The sequence below is a fragment of the Paraburkholderia sp. D15 genome, assembly GCF_029910215.1.
In the GTDB taxonomy this organism is placed as follows: Bacteria; Pseudomonadota; Gammaproteobacteria; order Burkholderiales; family Burkholderiaceae; genus Paraburkholderia.
Window position 1 is genome coordinate 3,000,233 of the sequence record NZ_CP110395.1, and the last position, 21,231, is coordinate 3,021,463.

Here is a 21,231-nt window from a genome sequence, read left to right on the forward strand (position 1 = left end):
AGGCACGGGCCATTTGGCTTGTGCCTCTTTTTTCATTCGGCTCCGGGTTTCCGTACTGACAACCGGCGCCGTGCCGCAAAATAATTCACGCCCCGCACGCTTGATCCTTGCCCCACTTGAGCCTTTTCCACAGGGCAACGCTTTTCATCGTAATTTTTCTCACAACAGCGTGAGAATTGCTCGTTTTGCGGATGCCGCCGCGGCGCTTACGATCTCGGCTATCAGACGCCCCTTATCTCCCGGTTCTTGCCGTTTCATTCCACGCTGAAACGTTTCGCAGAACCGCGCTGCTACGATGCCTGGGCGTCTCGACTCAACCGCGCGCGGCGCCCCCACGATGAAAGCCAAAAACCTCCTCCAACTGCTGATCCTCGCCGCCCTGTGGGGCGCGTCGTTTCTGTTCATCCGGGTCGGCGTGACCGATTTCGGCGTGGCGCCGCTGATGGCGCTGCGCGTCGGCATCGGCGCGGCATTCCTCGCCATCGTGCTGATTGCACGGCGGCCGTGGCAGCAATCCGCGACGATCCTGCGCACGCGCGCGTTTCCGCTGCTGGTGGTCGGCATCCTCAATTCGGCGGCGCCGTTCTGTCTGTTTGCCTATGCGGAGTTGACGCTGTCGGCGGGCGTGACGTCGGTGATCAACGCGAGCACGCCGCTGTGGGGTGCGCTGGTCGGTTTCGTGTGGTTGCGCGATCGTCTCAGCGGGATGCGCACGCTTGGCCTCGTGATCGGCTTTCTCGGCGTGCTGATGCTGGTGTGGGATCAGATCGCCGCGCCGAACGGTTCGACCGCGACGCCGCTCGGCACCGCGCTGGCCGCCGGCGCCGCGCTCGCCGCAACGCTGCTGTACGGCATCGCCGCGAACTACACGAAGCGCCACCTGACCGGCGTCGATGCGCTCACCGTCGCCACCGGCACGATGACCGGCGCCACCATCGTGCTGCTGCCGCTCGCGGTGATCTACTGGCCTGCCGCGCCAATCTCGCTGCATGCGTGGGGCGCGGTGATCGCGCTCGGCGTCGCCTGCACCGGTGTCGCGTACATGTTGTTCTTCCATTTGATCGCGGTGGCCGGGCCGGCGCGCGCCATCACGGTGACGTTCGTGATTCCGATTTTCGGCATTCTGTGGGGCGCGCTGTTTCTTGGCGAAAGCGTGTCGCCGGGCATGCTCGAAGGGTGCGGCGTGATTCTGGTGGGCACCGCGCTCGCCACGGGGGTGATCAAGCGGCTGCCGGGCACGGGGACGCGTCGCGCGGGCACTTGACACTTGACGCGCGGGCGACCCGCGTAAAACCACGCCACCACTTTTCGCGCGCAAAAAAATAGCCCGCACTCTTTCGGAGTGCGGGCGAAACCGTCGCCCTACGAGGATAGGCGACGGGGCCACCGAGGCCGCGCGTCTCATGCGCGAGCCGTCATCAGGCGCCACCGCGACTCATCGGTCGCGGCTGGAATCGTCTGGAACATACTGGAACCGTGGATTGAATTGGAAAACTCACGTCGGATCATGCAATCCGGCCCCATGAGTCTTTAAAAGCAGCTTGCGTGCCAGTTTGAGATTTTCCGCGCGACAATCTCGCAATTAATTGATTTTTATAGATATTTATTGCGAGACGGCGAGGTGAAAGGCGGGGCTGAAGCGGCTGGCGACAGTTACGTCACCGGGGTAACGTCACGTTACACGCGGCCGCACACGGCGGCCGCATACGTTCGATTCATACGCGGACCGGCCACGTACGTCAGGCGGATCCGGCTCAAAACGACGGCCCCTTCGGGCGATGGTGATGCGCCACGCCATGCCGCATCCGTAGTCCGGTCGGCGGCCGTGCTTCGCGTGGATTCAACGCCGCGCCACAGACGAGCGCAAGGACGAGCAAGCTCGCCGCCCACATCCAGTAAGGAATCACATCGAACATGGCCAACTCCCCGTTGAGTACCGGTCGATCCCGGTACAGCGGAGCCAAGCAAAACGCATGCGCAGTTGAGTTCGCGATGAAGAACACGCACGACGACGGATGAACACGTGCAATACGGCTGCCCAGGCACCCAACGTCCAAAAAAAAACCGCCCGGCGTGAACCGGGCGGTTTTTTCTGATGCTTCTGCGTGCGCAGCCTGCCAAGGCTTGCTGCGCGGCGCTTGCAGCGATGTCGCTCAGTGCAGCTGGTCGACCATCAGACTCATGATCTGCTTGGCCTGCGGGCTCTGGTCGATGTCGCCCTTGTCCGTGACGACAGCCACGCGAGTCTGATTCGGCGTCACCGCGCGGACGTTCACGAGATACTGCTTGGCAACTTTTTCCTTCTTGCCATGGAAAACCTGGCTCCAGAAGCCCTGTTCCGCCGAAGTCAGATCCTTCGGATCGACGTAACGCACGAAGTACAGGCCGCGCGTCAGATCGCGGTCGTCGACGGTGAAGTTGCTGCGATCGAGCGCGAGGCCCACGCGCAGCCATGCGCGGTCATACGGCTCGCCCAGCGTGAGTTCCGTCGACGAGAATTGCGCCGACGTACCCGCCGACGAATCCGCGTCCGGCATGGGCTGCTGCGCCGACAACGCGACGTTCTGAGCCGCAACCGCCGCTGCCGCCGACCTGGCGCCCGAGGTTGCCGCGTTCGGCGCCGTTTGCGTACCGGCCGGCGACAGTTCCGCGCCCGGCGTGCTGCCCGACGTGCGCGAATTGGCCAGCGCCAGCGCCGCCATCAGACGCTTCAGATATTCCTGTTCCAGACCTGGATCGTTCGGCTTGGCTTCCCACTTGGTCGAATCGTTATTCGTCCCCGTGACGACCTCGCGCAAACCCTTTTCGCTGACGAACACATACGTGCCGCCGTTCGGCGCCGCCTCCAGACGCGTGCGGTACTTGTTACGCACGGAAGCGACGTAGCTGTTGCCCATCGCCTTGGACAGCGTGTTGCGGATCAAGCCGTCGTTGATCTGCGCGTGGGTTTCGTTCCAGTCGGTTTCCATCACGCCCTTGTCGCGCTGGTCGACCACCAGCAGAAAGCCCTGCTCCTGCCAGAAACGACGAATCTGCGCCCATGCCTGATCCGGCGTCTTGTTGTCGAGCACCAGCCAGCTTTCCGTGCCGTCGCGCTGGATATGCATGCCGCTGACCGGCGGCACGACCACCGTGGAATTCGCCGACGGCGCCTGCGCCTGGACCTGCTGGAGCGTGGACAACGACGTTTCGCCGCCTTGCGGGGGCAACGAACGCTGATCGGCCGTCTCATCGATCATGTTCGGCGGGACGGCAAGTGACACCTGCTTCGATTTCGAGTCGCTCTTGTAGTCGATTTTGGTCGGCGACGACGTGCCGCAGCCGGCGACCAGACCGCCTGCCATCAGCATTACTGCAAACCGCTTGGTAAGACGAAGATCAGTCATGTTCAGGGAATCCTTCCGCTACGCCACGGCAAGTTTCCGTGGATCAACCCAACATTTTACCGATCCCGGCGAGTCATGTGCAAAAACCGGGTTCTGCCCATGAAATGAGCAGCGCCGGCGCCTGGGTTAAGGCACGTCGGCCAGTTCATTTCACAGTCTGAAACTTTTCCTAAACGACTGTCAGATCGATCCTCTGATTGCGTCAGACGTTTGTTTTAAAAGGCGCTTTCGGGCGCTGCAGCGCGTCAATATTGAGACGGCGCGGCGGCCCGGATCGCCTATCGGGAAAAGCTCTGGATACCTGAGTGTTATCTTGAATTGAACGTCTCAATAAAGATTCAGCCCTTCCATTGCGAGGCCCACTGCCATGCGAACGCCACGCCTTCTCTCCGCGTTGATTGTTGTCGTGATGGCCTTCCCCGTCCTGGGCGCGAGCGTGCCCGCACATGCCGAATTGGGCGGCACGATGTCGCTCCACGGCAGCTCGGTCGCCGGACCGCCGCGCGTCCTGCTGAACGGCGCCCTGCGCGTACGCACGTTCACCGACGCTGGGGCCACGACGATCAACGAATACGCGACCAGCACCGGACTGATCGTCGCCTATACCTGGCAGGGCCCGACCATGCCCGATCTGCGTGCGTTGCTCGGACTCCATGTTGAATCGTATCGAGTCGGCGCGGCGGCGGCGCTGGCTTCGGCCTCGGGAGGCAACCTGCACGCGTCGCGGATCGAGCGGCCGGATGTGATCGTCGAGTCCGGCGGGCCGATGCGCAGCTATGCGGGTCGCGCATGGCTGCCAGCGGCGTTGCCATCCGGCGTCACGGCGGACGATTTCCAATAGACCGCGCTCGGAACATGCAGACCGATAAACCGTGTGGGCGCCACCAGTCGAGACGTCTGGCCCTTACCCGCTCGCTTTGCGTTCGAGATTTCTAGCGATTCCACAGCACCCAAAATGAACAATCCGGAGACCTCGCTTACACCATGACTTCCGCGCCCACTCTCCTTGCCCTGGCAATCTCCCTCGCCGCCTTCGCGACCCTGACGGGCTGCGGCGGAGGTGGAGGCAGCAGCGGCGATACACCTGCAACCGGCAGCCAGACCAGCACGATGCCCCCACCTTCCACCAGTACGTCGCCCAGCACGCCCGGTACTGGCTCGACGACGCCGATACCGCAGTCGACCACACCGAACGTCCAGCCGGTCATGGTCACGACCGCGCCAGGTCTGACACGCAACATGCTGACGACTAGCGTTACCGTTTGCCAGCCCGGAACAAGCAACTGCGCGACGATCGACAACGTCCAGGTCGACACCGGTTCCAACGGCCTGCGCATTCTCGCGTCCGCACTGCCGCCGAATGTGTCTCTCGCAGCGGTTCCGTCGGGTGGCGGCGCCGGCAGCATTACGGGCGAATGCGCGATATTCGGCAGCGGCTACACATGGGGCGCGGTACGCAGCGCCGACGTGCGCATGGCCGGTCAACTGGCCGCGGCGATTCCCGTCCATGTGATAGCCGACGCTGCGCTTCCCAACGTTCCCGCCGACTGCGCAGGCTCCGGCTTAGCCATGCAAACGGTCTCGAGCCTGCGCGCGAACGGCATACTCGGTATCGGCCTGTTCGCCAACGATTGCGGCGCCGGCTGCGTAACAGCGGCACTGCCACGCTGGTACTACAACTGCGGCGCTAGCGGCAGCGCTTGCGTGGCCACCGCCCAAGCCCTGGCGCAACAGGTGACCAATCCGGTCAGCCGCTTCGCGCTCGACAACAATGGCGTCGTAATCGACCTCCCCGCCATTCCAGACACCGGCGCGGTCAGCGTGTCCGGCTCGCTGATTTTCGGCATCGACACACAGACGAACAACACACTAAGCGGCGCGGAGGTCATCAAGGTCAATGCACAAACGGGCTATGTCGTCACGACAAGCGCGGGCCGTACCTACACGCAAAGCTATATCGATAGCGGTTCGAACGGACTCTTCTTCAGCAACGCCCTACTCACACAGTGCGGACTCTGGTACTGCCCCAGCACAACACAGTCGGCCAACGCCGCGATCACAGGTACGGACGGCGCAACGAACACCGTTTCGTTCGAGATTGGCAATTCAAGCACCCTCTTCGCATCGGCCAACAACGCATTCGACAACCTGGCCGGGGTTGCCAGCAACGCGTTCGGCTGGGGGCTTCCATTTTTCTTCGGACGGCGAATCTATACAGCGATCGACTCGCGCGTGACATCAGTTGGAGCCGGGCCATATTACGCGTTCTGACCATGAAATGCACTCCGAAAATCGCCGTCCAAGTGCCCGTCAGATAGACGGGAATTTGGTCGCGGAAATTTCCCAAACTAGCACGACATACAAATTTGATACTCCGTGCCTGCGATAATTTGCGGACTCGACTAGCCACCATTGAATGCCGTTGATGCGGCACAACTTCATTGTCGTTAGTCATCCGCATTTTCAAGAACTGCACGATGAAAGAAGCCACTTTTTCGCTCGACCATTTCGAGCATCTCGTCTATACACGCCAGCACGTCAAAGCGTCGATCCAGCTTATTGCCGCATTAGCGCTTCTCCAGCATACGCGTGGGTAGCTGGATGAGCATTTCTTCGCGTCGGGCATGCTGGATCTTCAGCCGCATGAGCAACGTCAACGTTTCTGCACGCGACTGGCGAGCGCGTCGTCCGCCTTGTTTGCCGACCCGGATTTCGAGCTGCCGCCCGAGTGCTTCAGTCTCTTCATGACGCTGCACGAATGGCTCGGCCTCGTGTTTGCCACATCGCCGTTTGGCAATGCAGACGCGCTCGCGCGTCACCTGAACCCGCGCGGCGCCGACAACGGCCAGTTTCTATCAGGAGACAGCTTTGTCGAGAAACTGTGTGTACTCTATTCCACCGAATCGGAACTGGAACTGAACTTCGCCGCGCTATGGGCGTATGACAAAACCCTCGCGGCGAGTCTTGCGCTTGTTCTGATGGCGCCGCTTTTCAAGGGTTCGCCGAGCGCCCATCTTAAACGTGAGGCGCTGATCGAATGGCTACCCGGCAAGTTACAGCAGATCGACGATCTCGATGACCTTCCCACCGCGTTGTTGCACAACGCCTATATGTTTTGCAGTTACGCGGAATCGCCGCGACGGCACGAAATCAAGCGTGACATCAACGTGCTGGTGCGACGCAAGCTCGCGCAGTTAGGGCTAACCGATATTGCCGCGTCGCATGCGGCACCGGTTCCGGAGAAGCAGCGCATCCGGCGCCGCAAGAAACCGCTAATGCTTGTCTTACTGGAATGGTTCGGCGGCGCACACTCGATTTACCGCACACACTCCCGCACGCTCGAAGCTGCTCGCGAGCATTTCGAGGTCGTGGCTTTCGGCTTCGGCTATGCGATCGACGATATCGGACGCGTGGTATTCGACCGGTTTATTGAACTGGAGCAACCGGAATACATCGGCGAATGCCTGAAAACCATTCGCGATTTCGCCGAAGCCGAGAAGCCGGACGTGCTGTATATGCCCAGCGTCGGCATGTTCGTGTTGAGCATATTCATGTCGAATCTGCGCGTGGCGCCGCTGCAAATCGCTGGGCTCGGACATCCAGCCACCACGCATTCCGACAAGATCGATTTCGTCAGTGTCGAAGCGGATTACGTCGGCGACCCGGTGCGTTTTAGCGAACGCTTGATGAAGCTGCCGAAGGATGGCCAGCCATACCGTCCTTCGGTTTCATTGCCGGATGTCGCTGCGCGAATTCCACCTGTCCGCGAGACGCTGCGAGTAATCGTCACGGCCAGCGCAATGAAACTGAATCCCGGATTTCTCGACGCATGTCGCGAAATAAGCGAACGAGCCGCGACGCCGGTCGAGTTTCACTTCATGAGCGGCGTTCCCGCGGGTCTACCGCTCGATCGCATGCGTGATGCAATCGGCCAGGTGTTGCCGCGATCCGTCGTCCATGGATTTCTCGACTACGCAAGTTATCTGGAACACGTCAACAATGCGGATCTTTTTCTCAGCCCATTTCCGTTCGGCAATACCAATGGCATCGTCGACGCGCTCACCTTCGGGCTGCCGGGCGTGTGCAAACGCGGCGCAGAGGTGTTCGAGCGGATCGACGGCGCCCTGTTCGAACGCGTGGGCATGCCGTCTTGGACTACAGCGGATAGCATCGAAGACTACATCGCCGCCGCGTTACGGATGATTAACGGGCACGTCGAACGCACGGCCCTACGACAACATTTGATTGACACGCACGCGGTGAACCAATGCTTCGAAGGGCGGCCACAGGCTTTTGGAGAGGCCGTGCGCAAGTTGTTGCGGGAAAGGAAAAACCATCGCGTGGAGCCAATGGCTTGAGGTTTGCTGGCCCGATGGAGCCAGTTCGGGTCACGGCCTTGTCGGAATCAGAAAATGCAGGTGTCGGCAGCTTTACTCGCTGCAGCGCTGTTGTGCTCCGCTGCTCCGAACTCGACCCACCCGCTATTCGGCGGCTTCAGCCGGCGGCGTAGCCAGTTTGGCTGGGGCCAGCCACGTGAAGATACCCAGCGTCGGACCGTGGAACGTGCACTCAGCGGCAGCCGGTGTGGTCGTTTTTTTCGGCTTGGTACTCTTGAGCGACAGCGCATTAACACTTGAAGCGAGTGCGACGCTCGATGCCCCAGACACGCCCGAAGCAGCAGACTCCGTGGACGTAGCGGCCGCATCAGAGACACCCGCCGCACTACCGGCCGCCGACGCCCCGGCCGGTGCCACACGCGCACCCGACGCCGCTGCGGCCACCGCCGCCGAAGATGCCGCAGCCCCCGAAGCGGCGGATGCAGCCGAAGCGCTCACTGTTTTGGCGGCCGTCGGCGGCGTTGCTGCAGCCACTTCCGACGCAGTCATCACATGTTCGATCGTCCCTTCGACAACGACGCGTGAACCGGCAATTCCGGCACCGGTATGGTCGATTTTCAACGTGTCCGACGAGGTTTCGGCGAGCTTGCTCCGCATCAACTGTTCGCATGCGTCCGAGTTTTTATAGACAGCCATGCAGCCTGCCAGTAGCGAGGCAGCGCTCGTGACGCAGACGAGGGAGAGAATGCGAATCTTCATTGACGTTCCGTTTTTCAAGCCGTCGGCAATTGTAGCTTATGGGGCCATTACCCGACGTCATGCAACCGCAGCGAAGGGCCATGCGATCGCCCGCTAACACACCTACAAAGGACAGGAAAACCTGCAGAAAACCACACGCAGCCACAAACATCGCAAGCCAAGGCTCAACCGCGCAAATTACAAAAATCACACGAAGCACCCACAGAACGCACAACGCATCAGGAACACACCGAAAACCACCCCGACGCCCACAGACGCACGCCCCTTCCACCTTGACCTGCACGCTTCACACCGGCATCGTGTTGACCGGCCGCCGTTTCGTGTCCCATGTTTCGCCTCCGTGTTGCGCGCCTCGCCCGAGCCAAGCCGCCATTCCGCGATACGTGACAACGCCGGCGCAAACCTGCCCGCGATTAGGCCTTATCAACCCGACATCGACCCGTTCATCGCATGCTTAGCCTTGCCCTGCTCGCCGTCGCAGCCTATGCCGCGACCAACATCGACAACCTGTTCGTCCTGCTCGCGTTCCTCGCGGAAGCTGGGCGCAAGCGGCGTCGCGTGATTGCTGGACAGTTTGCCGGATCGCTGGCCTTGATCGCCGCCGCGACGCTACTCGCCGCGCTGCTGACCCGGCTACCGGAGGGGTACGTCGGTTTGCTCGGCATCTTGCCGATCGGAGTGGGACTCGCCAAGGCATGGGAGCGCTTCGGGCCAGCCGACCGGAGACACAAAACGGACTCGCTGAAGGAGCACGACCAGGCCGAAAACGCCGACCAATCGGAAAGCGCGAAAAAAACTGAGAGACTTAAAGAACTTAAAGAGTCACGACCGGCGCCATTGAAAGGCTCGTCCTGGTGGACGGTCGCTTGCGTGGCGGTTGCGAACGGGTCGGACAACATCGCGGTCTATGTACCGTTGTACGCGAGTCATTCGCACGCCAACGGGATGTTTATCACGCTGGTATTTATCGCGATGATCGGGCTTTGGTGCGCCGGCGCGGTCTGGCTGGTCGAGCATCCGCTGCTTGGCGCGCCGATCCGGCGTTACGGCACGGCATTGTTGCCGCTGATTCTGCTTGTGATCGGGGTATCGGTCATCGTCCAGAACGACACACTGCGAATCGTTTTCGACTGGTGAACGCTCAAGCATTGCACGCTAGATTGCACGCGAGCGTTCGAGCGTTCGAGCGTTCGAGCACTGGAACGTCCAACCCCGGAACGCCCCAAAACCCGAAAACCACCGCCCAGATATCAATCAACCCGATACATCAGCACACCCGACGGCGTTCAACTCGCGCGGCAGGTACACCTTCACCTGGAGCCAAATAAGTACAGTCGCAATCGCGCGTCGAGACGGCAGCAACGCCAACTCAAGCGGCCCCCGCCACGAATCGCAACGCGAAAACACAACATCAACTCAAGTTAAAACAACATCAGAGCAACGCCGACGCAAACCCGCCCGCTCAATTCGCCGGCGTCCCCGGCTGCACATATGTCCGCACACCCGCAAGCGGCGCCCCATACCCACCCGCATTGACATTATTCGGCAACCCATTGACCAGTTGCGCGCGCGGGTCGGTCGGGTTCAGGTTCATCTCGCCGGCCTGCTGGTTACCGTGCGTCGGGTATTCGCTGCCGCGCGCAGCGCTCGGCATCAGACGCGTGCTGTTTTGCGGTGCGTTGACGTCGTCCTGCGTGCTCAGCCCCTGCGCGCCCGCCTGCGCCGCTACCGTGCATGCGGCAGCGCACAGCACCGCTCCGATTACCCTCGATATCCTCGACGTTCGTTTCATACCTGCCTCCGGCAAAATGAAAAAAAGATCATGTCCGCGATGTCGAAATCGTCGGGTCAGCGCGCGGCAAACGCTGGCCACTCTTTTTATACGCGCGGCGCCCCGCTACGGATTCGACCGTGCTAATTTCAGACGGCGCATATCGTTATACGGATTGCCAATTTCCGTCCGGCCCGATCGCCATCGATAATGAGTTCATGAACCCCGATCCGACTCTCAAATTGCGCGCCACGCTACGCAACGCGCTCGCCACAACCAGCGCCGCCTTGATCCTGACAGCCTGCGCAAATGCGGGCGCACCCGGCGCCTCCGGCACGCCTGGCGCACCGGCCGATTCAAGCGCATCGCCCCCATCCATCGCTGCCGCCAATCCGCAACTGAGCGCCGCAATTTCCGGACCGCAGCGCGGCGATCAGGCGCGCCAGCGCGACATCTACCGTCATCCCGCGCAAACCTTGCAGTTCTTCGACGTCACGCCGTCGCAAACCGTGCTGGAAATCGCACCCGGCGCCGGCTGGTACACCGACATCCTCGCACCGTACCTGCGCGACCACGGCAAGCTGGCCGAAGCGCAATACGATGGCCCACAGGGGGCGCCATCGGCGCAAGCCCAAGCCAGCCGCGCCGAATTCGCGCGGAAAATCGCTGCAACGCCTGCCATCTACGGCAACGTCGACATCGGCACGCTACGCGCCGGCCAGTTCAGCGGTTTTCCGGCCGAAGGCCGTTTCGACCGCGTGCTGACCTTCCGCAACATCCACAACTGGATCAAGGACGGTCAGATCGACGCGAATCTGCGCGCCTTTTACGCGGTCCTCAAACCTGGCGGGATACTCGGCGTCGAGGAACATCGCGCGGCGCCGGGCACGACGCTCCAGCAGACCATCGACAGCGGCTACGTGACCGAGGCCTACGTGATCGACCACGCGCGCGCAGCGGGCTTCGAACTGGCCGGCCGCAGCGAGGTGAATGCCAATCCTCGCGACACGAAGGACTATCCGCACGGTGTCTGGTCGCTGCCGCCCGCCTACAAGGGCGGCGACGTCGATCGCGCGAAATACGCGGCGATCGGCGAATCGGACCGCATGACCTTGCGCTTCATAAAACCTACGCATTGAAGCAATGCGCCCGTCTCTCGCATAAACGGGCCCAAACCCACAAACCCGCAACCCCATCAACCGGCGGCCCAAACCAACCTGATCCCACGCCAACCGGCGCCGCCCCTCGACTACGGCGCCCACCGCCTCACCACCGCACATCCCAAACGACGGCGTCTCTTGACGCCGTCTCGATAATATGTTCCTATTGCGCCCTATGTACCGCGCTCAGACCATCCTATCGCTACTACTAGCCTCCTCTTCCGGGCTAGGTCTGCTGCTGCGCGCTTCCAAGTGATTCTGCTACACCCGAAGCACCGCTCAATTCCCCAGTAACTGACCCAGCCCCGGTTCCCGACCGGCGGCCTCGTAGTGTCTGTTCGTCGTCCGGTCGATTGCCAGCTTTCTGGTCTCACCTTTCCGGATGACAAAAATGTTGAAGAACCCTGCCACCAAGTACAGCTCGTTCAAGCCGATCGACTTGAAGGATCGTCAATGGCCGTCGCGCACCATCACGCGCGCGCCGATCTGGATGAGCACCGACCTGCGCGACGGCAACCAGGCGCTGTTCGAGCCGATGGACGCAACGCGCAAGATGCGCATGTTCAAGACGCTGGTGCAGATCGGCTTCAAGCAAATCGAAGTGGCGTTCCCGTCCGCGTCGCAAACGGACTTCAACTTCGTGCGCGAGTTGATCGAAGGCGGCCACATTCCCGACGACGTCACCATCGAAGTGTTGACGCAGGCGCGCGACGATCTGATCGAGCGTACCTTCGAATCCCTGCGTGGCGTGCCGCGCGCGATCGTCCATCTGTACAACGCGACTGCGCCGGAATTCCGCAAGATCGTCTTCAATCTCGACCAGAACGGCGTGAAGGAACTCGCGCAGAAGGCCGCCCGCACGATGAAGCGTCTCGCGGACGCCGCGCCGGAAACGCACTTCACGCTGCAATACAGCCCCGAAGTGTTCAGCGGCACCGAACTCGAATTCGCGAAGGAAGTCTGCGATGCCGTGTTCGATATCTGGGAACCGACGCCGCAGCACAAGGCGATCGTCAACCTCCCGGCCACCGTCGAAATGGCCACGCCGAACGTCTACGCCGACCAGATCGAATGGATGCATCGTCACCTCGCGCGCCGCGATTCGTTGATCGTGTCGGTGCACCCGCATAACGACCGCGGCACCGCGGTCGCCGCCGCCGAACTCGCGGTGATGGCCGGCGCGGATCGCATCGAAGGCTGCCTGTTCGGCAACGGCGAGCGCACCGGCAACGTCGACCTCGTCACGCTCGCGTTGAATCTGTACACCCAGGGCGTCGATCCGGAACTCGACTTCTCGAACATCAACGAAATCGCGCGTACCGCCGAGGAATGCACGCAGTTGCCGGTGCATCCGCGTCATCCGTACGTCGGCGATCTGGTGTTCACCGCGTTCTCCGGCTCGCATCAGGACGCGATCAAGAAGGGCCTCGCCGTGCAGAAGCCGGACGCGCGCTGGGAAGTGCCCTACATGCCGATCGATCCGACCGACCTCGGCCGTACCTACGACTCCGTGATCCGCGTGAACAGCCAGTCGGGCAAGGGCGGCATTGCGTTCCTGCTCGAACAGAGCTACGGCGTGGTGTTGCCGCGTCGTTTGCAGGTGGATTTCAGCTCCGCGGTGCAGCGCTTTACCGACGACAGCGGCCAGGAAGTGACGTCCGCGCAGATCTGGGAATTGTTCCAGCAGGAATACGTGCAGAACACCGCGCCGATTCATTACATCGGCCATAGCCTTGCCGAGCGCGACGGCCGCGAGCACATCAAGCTCACCGTCGAGATCAACGGCGCGCGCCGCGTGTTGAACGGCGCGGGCAACGGTCCGCTGGACGCGCTGATGCACGCGATCGGCGCACCGGTGCGAATCCAGCACTACGAAGAGCGCGCATTGACGCAAGGCTCGGATTCGCGCGCGGTGGCGGTGGCCGAAATGGCCGGCGCCGACGTGGCAGGTAGCGCGTTCGGCGTGGGCATCGACGCGAATCTGGTGACGGCGTCGATCCGCGCGGTGATCAGTGGCGTCAATCGTGCGTACGACCGCGCGAATGCGGATGCCAAGGCGCGTTTCTTCGACGTCGCGTTAAACGGCGCGACGGCGGATGCCACGGCGTGAGGTCATCGCGCTGATACCGAAAATTGAAGACTGAAGTTTGAAAGAAGGAGCGTTCGGATTCGAACGCTCCTTTTTTATTGCCTCGGCAAGAGGCTCGTTTCCCCTTCCCCCACTCTCCCACGCTGTTCCGCCATTGCGCACCTGCGCTCGCTCCCGCTCGTGCTGCATCTGCAATACCGAATTGCATCGCCATCGCTTTCGGCCGCGAGTCCTGGCTGCGATAGTCGCGCCATCTCCTGTTTTAACGACCAGAAAGCGAGCCCGCCCGTGAGCAACATCGAACACCTTCATGCGAAACGATCCGCCCTTCTCCGCCTTCTCCGACGATCGGCGCGACTCGTGGCATTAGCGTCCGTAGCGGCGGCATCGCTGCCCACAACCGCGCAGACGCAGACGCAAACCCAAGCGCAAACCCAACCGCGATCACAACCGCCATCCCCGGCGGGCACGCTCCCGCTATCGCTAGCCATGGAAGCCGCAGACGAAACGATCCACGCCTGCGAAGCGAAGGGCTTTCGCGTCGCCGTGGCAATCGTGGACGCCGACGGCGTCATCAAGCTGCAGATCCGCGGCGACGGCAGCCCGATCCATTCGCAAGCGTTTTCGTTCCGCAAGGCCTACACGGTCATGAGCATGGGACCGATGATGGGCGCCGACACCAACAGCGCGCTGATCAAACTGATCACGGGCTTCGCCCCGGGGCTGCCGGCCATCGCAAGCAGCGGCACGTCGAGCCTGCTGTTTCTACCGGGCTCGGTGCTGGTGAAGCAGAATGGCCAACCGATCGCGGCGATCGGCGTCAGCGGCGCACCCAGAAGCGCCGACGACGAGCTCTGCGCGCAGGCCGGTCTCGACAGAATCAAGGATCGTGTCGCCGGCGGTCCGCTCGCATCGCGCTGAACATAACGCAACGCAACGCCACGTAACGCATCGCATCGCATCGCCACGCGCCGCGCATAGCGGCGCGTCACCTGAACGCCGCAAAACACGCGGTGAGAAACTCCAGACACGCGCGAATCTTCGGCGCGCGGTTTCTCGGGGCGAGCGTCACGGCCGAGATATCGAATTCGGTCTTGTCCTCGTAATCGGCGAGCACCTGCACCAGCTTGCCCTGCGCGACGAGTCCCGCCCCGATCACCTTGTTCAGGCGCGCGATCCCCAGATTGGCCTGCACCAGCGAAACGACCGCCGACGTATTGTCCGCGAGAATCCGCCCGGCCACCGGGAAGACCGCGCATTCGTCGTCATCGTCGAACTGCGTGTGGAACGGCCATTGGTTGTGGGCGGTCACCGCCGCGTTCGCGATCAGGTCGTGTTGCGCGAGATCGGCTGGCGTACGCGGTGTGCCGCGCGCCGCCAGATACGCGGGCGAGGCATGCAGCGCCCGCCGATGCGCACCGAGCTTGCGCGCGACGTGCGTGTCGCGCGGCGCAATGCCCGCGCGAATCGCGATGTCGATGCCCTCGGTCGACATGTCCACCGCCCGGTCGGAGATATGCAGGCTCACGCTCAAGCCGGCGTGCCGATCGACAAGCTCGCGCAGTTTCGGAATCAGCACGTACTCGGCCAGAATGCAGGGCACGCTGATTTTGACGACGCCCGAGACGGTGTCGCCGCGCGATGCAAGATCGTCCGCGAGACGGTTCGCATCGACGCAGATACGCCGGGCGTGTTCGAGAAAGAGATAGCCGTCGTCGGTGAGCGACAGGCCGTGCGTGCTGCGATGAAAGAGCCGCAGACCACACTGGGCCTCCATGCGCGACAACGCGCGCGACACCTGGCTCGGATGTTCGTCGCGTTCCCGCGCGACGGCGGCCACCGACAACGAATCGGCCAGCCGCACGAACAGATAAAAATCCTGCAGGGAAAAGTCCGTCACGGCAGTTCGCTTTGCGGCAACGGCCGGCCGCTGGTTTATTCGCGGGTCAAGCCGCTACGCTAGCGGCTGCGTCACTCCGTCCACGCATCCGGCAAACTATGCGTGAGCGTCGACACGAAACGCGCGGTTTCCGGCTCGCGCGGCCGCATGAAGATATCGCGCGACGGCCCCGCCTCCTTCACCGCGCCATTGCTGAGAAACACCACGTCGCGCGCAATCGTCGCGGCGAGCCGCAGGTCGTGCGTGGCCATCAGCATCGTCATGCCTTCGTTGGCGAGTTGCTTGAGCACTTCCACCACTTCGGCGGCGAGACCCGGATCGAGCGCGGAGGTCGGTTCGTCGCATAACAGCACGTCCGGCGACGGCGCCAGTGCGCGCGCAATCGCCACGCGTTGTTGCTGACCGCCGGAAAGCGTGACGGGCCACGCATCGCCCTTGTGCGCGATGCCGACCTTCTCCAGCAATTCGTCGGCACGCGCGCGCGCTTTCTCCTTGTCCCACTTCTGCACGGTGAGCAGACCTTCCATCACGTTCTGCCGTACCGTCAGATGCGGAAACAGCTGGAAGTTCTGAAACACCATGCCGGTGCGGCGCCGGATGGTCAGCACCGCATCGCGCGACGGCTGTCTGTCGCGGCTGAATTCGAGCCGCTGATCGCCGACTTCGAGCGAACCGGACTCGGGAATTTCCAGCAGATTCACACAGCGCAGCAGCGTGCTTTTACCGCTGCCGGACGGACCGATCAGCGCGGTGACATTGCCCGGCGCGAGCTGCACATCCACCGACGTGAGCACGCGCTGCCCGCCGAAATACTTGTCGATTTTTTCCAGTCGGATCATCAGTTGCCTGCCTGGAACAAAGCATGACGGCCGAACTTGCGTTCGAGCCGGACCTGCGCCGACGACAGCACCGAGCTGAACACCAGATAAACCAGCGCCGCTTCCGTGTACAGAATCAGCGGTTCGTAGGTGACGGAGGCGATGCGTTGCGCGGCCTGGAACACTTCGGGCACCGTCAGCACCGCCGCGAGCGAGGTGTCCTTGACGAGCGCGATGAACGAGTTGGACAGCGGCGGCAGCGCGACGCGCGCCGCCTGCGGCAGGATCGCGCGGCGCAGCGCCTGGCTGCGCGTCATCCCCATCGAGTACGCGGCTTCCCACTGCCCTTTCGGAATCGATTCGATCACGCCGCGTATCACTTCGGAGTTATACGCGCCGACGTTCAGCGAAAAACCGATGATCGCCGCCGTCAGCGGATCGAGCACGATGCCGACGTTCGGCAAGCCGTAGAAGATCACGAACAGCTGCACGAGCAACGGCGAGCCGCGAAACAGCCACACGTAGAAACGCACGATCGCGACCGCCCACTTCGGTCCGAACAGCCGGACCAGCGCGACCACGAACGCGAGCACGATACCGATCGCGAACGACGCGAGCGTCAGCGGCACGGTAAATACCAGCCCCGCGTACAGCAGCGGCGCCAGCGAATGCGCCATCAGTTGCAACCATGCCGGCATATTTCAGACTCGCGGTTGGGGCTTACTGGGAAACGTCTTTACCGAAATACTTCTGCGAGATCTTGTCGTAGGTGCCGTCTTTCTTCATGTCGGCGAGCGCCTTGTTGATCGCCGTCACCAGTTCCGGGCTGCCCTTGCGGATCAGCACCGCGGATTTGTCGCTGCTGTCCGACGAGGTGTCGAGCGCGGCGATCTTCACCTTCGCGTCCGGCTTGTGCTTCTTGAAGTCGAGGAACGACAGCGAATCGTTGACGGTCGCGTCCACGCGGCCCGAGGTCAGCAGATCGATCGACTCATTGAAGCCCTGCACCGGAATCACTTCCGCGCCGTGCGCCGCCGCGATCTTGCCGAAGTTGCTGGTCAGCGTGTTCGCCGACTTCTTGCCCTTCAGGTCGTCGAAATTCTTGATGGTGGTGTTGTTCGACTGCACGATCAACGCTGCGTGCGACGTGATGTACGGGTCCGAGAAATCGTACTTCACCTTGCGCGCGTCGGTGATCGCGACTTCGTTGATCACCGCGTCGTAGCGGTTCACGTCGAGGCCGGCGATCAGACCGTCCCACTTGCCTTCGACGAACTGCGGCTTGACGCCCAGGCGCTGCGCGATCTGCGTGCCGATTTCCACGTCGAAGCCGGTCAGCTTGCCGGATTCGTCGTGATAGGTGAACGGTGCGTAGGTGCCTTCGGTACCGATCTTGAACACGCCGGCGGACTTGATCTGCGCGAGTTCGTCGGCGGCGAAGGCCGAGCTTGCGGCGACGGCTTGAAACAGCGCGATCAGCAGAATGGAACGAATCGACTTCGACTTCATCAGGGGGCTCCGTCAGGATTGCTACGTCGGTTGTGCTGCGTCGTTGGCCACGTTCGAGGCCCGCAGGTCCCGCCGCGCTTGTGCCGCGGCGGAGTGGGCGGACTGTAGCAAACGGTCTGCTTTTTTACAAAGGATCAGGTTTCCGATCAATATGCGCATACGTGCTAAGCCGACAGCCGCGACCGAAGCCGTGACGCCGAAGAAGACGTTATAGCAGATGAAGCGAACGCGGCATGCATCGCATCATGGAACGACGTGCGCACGCCATCGGGGAAAACACCGGAACGATGCCGGCGCGAAGGCGCGGCGATACGGCGAAGACGCGCCGCCCAAATAGAAAACGGCGCCGTGCATCGGCACGACGCCGCCACCTCCGTGTTCTCGCAACCGGCGCCTAGCGCTCCACCGGATGCGGCTCCTTGAGCTTATTCGCGACACGGATCGCGTCGAAGTAAGCGGGATTCGGCGGGCGTTTCAGATAGCGCCCGGCGCCGCGCACCGCGCGCAAGTCGCCGTTCGTCCACGCGAGCGCGCCGCGCGTCAGCGTATGCATGGCGACGCCCTGCACGGTCATCCCCTCGAACACGTTGAAGTCGACCTTCTGATGATGCGTATTCACCGAGATGGTTCTGCTCGCATTCGGGTCCCACACCACCAGATCCGCATCCGCGCCGACCCGCACCGCGCCTTTGTGCGGATACAGGTTGAAGATCTGCGCGGCGTTCGTCGATGTGATGCGCACGAACTCGTTCGGCGTGAGCCGGCCGCTATTCACGCCGTGATGCCACAGCACCGCCATGCGATCCTCGACGCCGCCGCAGCCGTTCGGAATCTTCGTGAAGTCCTCGCGCCCCATGGCCTTCTGCGACGCGCAGAACACGCAGTGATCCGTCGCCGTGGTATGCAACTGACCGGCCTGCAGGCCGCGCCACAATGCTTCGCGATGCTCGGCCGAACGGAACGGCGGGCTCATCACGTGCGCGGCGGCGCGGGTCCAGTCGGGATCGCGATACACCGCTTCGTCGATCACCAGATGGCCCGGCAGCACCTCGCCGAATACACGCAGACCTTCGCTGCGGGCTCGCGCGATCGCGTCGACCGCGTCTTTCGACGACACGTGCACGATATACACCGGCACACCCAGCACCTGGGCGATGCGGATCGCCCGGTTGGCCGCCTCGCCCTCCACCTCGGGCGGCCGCGACAACGGATGCGCTTCCGGTCCGGTAAAACCCTTCGCCAGCAATTGACGCTGCAACTGGAACACCAGCTCGCCGTTCTCCGCGTGCACGGTGGGCAACGCGCCGAGTTCGAGCGAGCGCGAGAAGCTGTTCACCAGCACTTCGTCATCGGCCATGATCGCGTTCTTGTAGGCCATGAAGTGCTTGAAGCTCGACACCCCGTGTTCGTGCACCAGCGTGCCCATGTCGCGATAGACGGACTCGTCCCACCAGGTGACCGCGACGTGAAAACCGTAATCCGCCGATGCTTTCTCCGCCCAGCCGCGCCACTCGCGAAAGGCGTCCATCAGCGGCTGCTTCGGACTCGGAATCACGAAATCGATGATGCTCGTGGTCCCGCCCGACAGCCCCGCCGCCGTGCCGGTGTAGAAGTCGTCGCTCGCCGTGGTGCCCATGAATGGCAGTTCCATGTGCGTGTGCGGATCGATACCGCCGGGCATCACGTACTGGCCGCCCGCATCGACGATCGTGGCGCCCGCCGACGCCTCCAGGTCCACGCCGATCTGCAGGATCGTGCCGCCGTCCTGCGGGTCCGCGCACAGTACGTCCGCACGATACGTATTCTCCGCGTCGATGATCGTGCCGCCGCGAATCAGGGTCGTCATGTTGCCGCCTCCTTATGAACTGCGGGTTTCGGTGCCACGTGTCTCGTGATTCGTGATTCGTGATTTGTGTTTCGTGCCGCGTGTGCCTGCTGTCCGCTCGCCCGCCTGAATCAGGCGCTCGCCGTGCGCGCGCTCGGTCCCTTGCTCAGCTTCATCCACGCGCTATAGACGATCGACGCCAACGCGAGTCCCACGAACCACGCATACGTGTAGAGCGTATTGAAGATCGCCGGCACGTTCGGGAACGAAGCGGGAAACGCGGTATGCAGGAAGCCCGGCAGATTCGGCAGCACGCCGACCACGAGCGCGACCACCGCGCCGATGTTCCAGCCGCCGGCGTAGCTGTACTCTCCGTGCTCGTCGAACAATGCGCGCGGATCGAGCCGGGTGCCGCGAATCAGGAAGTAGTCGACCATCAGGATGCCGGCCACCGGACCGAGCAGCGCCGAATAGCCGACCAGCCACGTGAAGATGTAGCCCTGCGTGGTGGCGAGAATCTTCCACGGCATCATCACGATCGCGATGGTCGCGGTGATCATGCCGCCCGCGCGATACGAGATGCCCTTCGGCCACAGGCTCGAAAAATCGTAGGCCGGGCCGACGAGATTGGCCGCGAGATTGCAGCACATCGTATCGAGCGTCAGGATGATCAGCGCGACACCCACGCCGATGCCGGTCATGCGGCTCGTCAGGTCGATCGGGTCCCAGATCGCCTTGCCGTAGATCACCACCGTCGCCGAGGTGACCACCACCGAAATCACCGAGAGCAGCGCCATCGGCACCGGCAGGCCGATCGACTGGCCGACGATCTGGTCGCGCTGGGTTTTGGCGAAGCGCGTGAAGTCGGGAATGTTCAGCGCAAGCGTCGCCCAGAAACCGACCATCGCCGTGAGGCCGGGCCAGAACGTGGCCCAGAACAGGCCTTCCTTCTTGCCGCCCGCGACGAATTGCGACGGCGCCGACAGCATCGCGCCCACCCCGCCCGCCTTCGAGGTCGCCCACCACACGAGCGCGATGCACATCACGATCTTGATCGGCGCGGACCAGCTTTCGAGCCAGCGGATCGAATCGGTGCCGTGCACGATGAAGTAGATCTGCAACGCCCAGAACACCAGGAAGCACGCGAGCTGCGCGAGCGAGATGTCGAGAAACGGCAGCGCCGCGCCGTGCAGCGCGTTGCCGGTCAGGATATTCAGCAGCGTGTAGATCGCGCTGCCGCCGAGCCATGTCTGAATCCCGTACCAGCCGCACGCGACGATCGCCCGCAGCATGGCCGGCAGTTTCGCGCCCTGCGTGCCGAACGACGAGCGCACCAGCACCGCGTACGGAATGCCGTGCTTCGCGCCGGCGTGGCCGATCAGCAGCATCGGCACCAGCACGATCAGATTGCCGAGCAGCACGGTCGCGACCGCCTGCCACGGCGACATGCCCTCTTCGGTCAGGCCGGCCGCGAGCATGTACGACGCGATGTTCATCACCATCCCCACCCACAGCGCGGCGAAGTGATACCACCGCCATGTGCGCTGCGCGACGCCGGTCGGCGCAAGGTCGTCGTTGTAAAGACTGCTGCCCTGCGCGCCGGCCGCGAACTGCGGCTCGACGGGTTGCGCTGTCTGCTTCATCGAAAGATCTCCACTGGATCGTTGAGACCCGCGC

At 62.7% G+C, this 21,231-nt stretch carries 18 protein-coding genes and 1 pseudogene; 8 read left to right on the forward strand and 11 right to left on the reverse strand.

All coding sequences use genetic code 11. From position 1 onward, the window contains the following. Nucleotides 1-337: 337 nt before the first annotated feature. A complete protein-coding gene (locus tag LFL96_RS12865) occupies nucleotides 338-1,264 on the forward strand; it encodes a DMT family transporter (protein ID WP_280995616.1) in 927 nt (308 codons plus the stop codon). A gap of 490 nt (nucleotides 1,265-1,754) precedes the next feature. On the opposite strand, the gene LFL96_RS12870 is transcribed toward LFL96_RS12865, so the two are convergent. Both LFL96_RS12870 and bamC read right to left on the reverse strand, forming a co-directional pair. After that, a complete protein-coding gene (locus tag LFL96_RS12870; protein ID WP_280995617.1) occupies nucleotides 1,755-1,916 on the reverse strand; it encodes a hypothetical protein in 162 nt (53 codons plus the stop codon). A 237-nt stretch (nucleotides 1,917-2,153) separates the two neighbouring features. Further along, a complete protein-coding gene (bamC, locus tag LFL96_RS12875; RefSeq protein ID WP_280995618.1) occupies nucleotides 2,154-3,386 on the reverse strand; it encodes an outer membrane protein assembly factor BamC in 1,233 nt (410 codons plus the stop codon). Nucleotides 3,387-3,795: 409 nt separating this feature from the next. On the opposite strand from bamC, the gene LFL96_RS12880 reads away from it, so the two are divergent. Beyond that, on the forward strand, nucleotides 3,796-4,227 hold the full coding sequence (locus LFL96_RS12880; protein WP_281000734.1) for a DUF2844 domain-containing protein: 432 nt from the start codon (nucleotides 3,796-3,798) through the stop codon (nucleotides 4,225-4,227). Nucleotides 4,228-4,363: 136 nt separating this feature from the next. On the opposite strand, the gene LFL96_RS37060 is transcribed toward LFL96_RS12880, so the two are convergent. Further along, the gene (locus LFL96_RS37060; protein WP_348638397.1) at nucleotides 4,364-4,627 is read right to left on the reverse strand and encodes a hypothetical protein; all 264 of its coding nucleotides are present in this window, start codon (nucleotides 4,625-4,627) and stop codon (nucleotides 4,364-4,366) included. Between LFL96_RS37060 and LFL96_RS12885 the strand changes: the two genes are divergently transcribed. Beyond that, on the forward strand, nucleotides 4,626-5,657 hold the full coding sequence (locus tag LFL96_RS12885) for a DUF3443 domain-containing protein (RefSeq protein WP_348638398.1): 1,032 nt from the start codon (nucleotides 4,626-4,628) through the stop codon (nucleotides 5,655-5,657). The two genes, LFL96_RS37060 and LFL96_RS12885, sit on opposite strands and share 2 nt — an antisense overlap. Nucleotides 5,658-5,863: 206 nt before the next feature. After that, nucleotides 5,864-7,744, forward strand: a pseudogene (locus tag LFL96_RS12890) (glycosyl transferase family 1). 123 nt (nucleotides 7,745-7,867) lie between these two features. Here LFL96_RS12890 and LFL96_RS12895 read toward each other — a convergent pair. Beyond that, entirely contained in the window at nucleotides 7,868-8,482 is a 615-nt protein-coding gene (locus LFL96_RS12895) for a hypothetical protein (protein WP_280995620.1), read from the reverse strand. Between the two features lie 450 nt (nucleotides 8,483-8,932). Between LFL96_RS12895 and LFL96_RS12900 the strand changes: the two genes are divergently transcribed. Beyond that, nucleotides 8,933-9,619, forward strand: coding sequence for a cadmium resistance transporter (locus tag LFL96_RS12900; RefSeq protein ID WP_280995621.1), 687 nt, complete (start codon nucleotides 8,933-8,935; stop codon nucleotides 9,617-9,619). Between the two features lie 325 nt (nucleotides 9,620-9,944). Here LFL96_RS12900 and LFL96_RS12905 read toward each other — a convergent pair whose 3' ends face one another. Then, the gene (locus LFL96_RS12905) at nucleotides 9,945-10,274 is read right to left on the reverse strand and encodes a hypothetical protein (RefSeq protein WP_280995622.1); all 330 of its coding nucleotides are present in this window, start codon (nucleotides 10,272-10,274) and stop codon (nucleotides 9,945-9,947) included. Between the two features lie 197 nt (nucleotides 10,275-10,471). On the opposite strand from LFL96_RS12905, the gene LFL96_RS12910 reads away from it, so the two are divergent. From LFL96_RS12910 to LFL96_RS12920, 3 genes are all read left to right on the forward strand, one after another. Then, nucleotides 10,472-11,392, forward strand: a complete 921-nt coding sequence (locus LFL96_RS12910; protein WP_280995623.1) for a methyltransferase — start codon at nucleotides 10,472-10,474, stop codon at nucleotides 11,390-11,392. Nucleotides 11,393-11,804: 412 nt separating this feature from the next. Beyond that, a complete protein-coding gene (leuA, locus tag LFL96_RS12915) occupies nucleotides 11,805-13,523 on the forward strand; it encodes a 2-isopropylmalate synthase (protein WP_280995624.1) in 1,719 nt (572 codons plus the stop codon). A gap of 468 nt (nucleotides 13,524-13,991) precedes the next feature. Further along, nucleotides 13,992-14,423 (forward strand): heme-binding protein, encoded by a 432-nt coding sequence (locus LFL96_RS12920; protein WP_280995625.1) that lies wholly within the window; start codon nucleotides 13,992-13,994, stop codon nucleotides 14,421-14,423. A gap of 67 nt (nucleotides 14,424-14,490) precedes the next feature. On the opposite strand, the gene LFL96_RS12925 is transcribed toward LFL96_RS12920, so the two are convergent. The 6 genes from LFL96_RS12925 to LFL96_RS12950 form a co-directional block, all read right to left on the reverse strand. Continuing rightward, nucleotides 14,491-15,402, reverse strand: coding sequence for a LysR family transcriptional regulator (locus LFL96_RS12925; RefSeq protein ID WP_280995626.1), 912 nt, complete (start codon nucleotides 15,400-15,402; stop codon nucleotides 14,491-14,493). Nucleotides 15,403-15,473: 71 nt separating this feature from the next. Next, complete coding sequence (locus LFL96_RS12930) at nucleotides 15,474-16,241, reverse strand: amino acid ABC transporter ATP-binding protein (protein ID WP_280995627.1); 768 nt, start codon at nucleotides 16,239-16,241, stop codon at nucleotides 15,474-15,476. Next, complete coding sequence (locus LFL96_RS12935; RefSeq protein ID WP_280995628.1) at nucleotides 16,241-16,918, reverse strand: amino acid ABC transporter permease; 678 nt, start codon at nucleotides 16,916-16,918, stop codon at nucleotides 16,241-16,243. Before LFL96_RS12935 ends, LFL96_RS12930 begins: the two co-directional genes overlap by 1 nt. Nucleotides 16,919-16,940: 22 nt before the next feature. Next, complete coding sequence (locus LFL96_RS12940; protein WP_280995629.1) at nucleotides 16,941-17,729, reverse strand: amino acid ABC transporter substrate-binding protein; 789 nt, start codon at nucleotides 17,727-17,729, stop codon at nucleotides 16,941-16,943. A 394-nt stretch (nucleotides 17,730-18,123) separates the two neighbouring features. Beyond that, on the reverse strand, nucleotides 18,124-19,575 hold the full coding sequence (gene hydA / locus LFL96_RS12945; RefSeq protein WP_280995630.1) for a dihydropyrimidinase: 1,452 nt from the start codon (nucleotides 19,573-19,575) through the stop codon (nucleotides 18,124-18,126). 110 nt (nucleotides 19,576-19,685) lie between these two features. Beyond that, nucleotides 19,686-21,197, reverse strand: a complete 1,512-nt coding sequence (locus LFL96_RS12950; RefSeq protein WP_280995631.1) for an NCS1 family nucleobase:cation symporter-1 — start codon at nucleotides 21,195-21,197, stop codon at nucleotides 19,686-19,688. Between the last annotated feature and the right edge of the window lie 34 nt (nucleotides 21,198-21,231).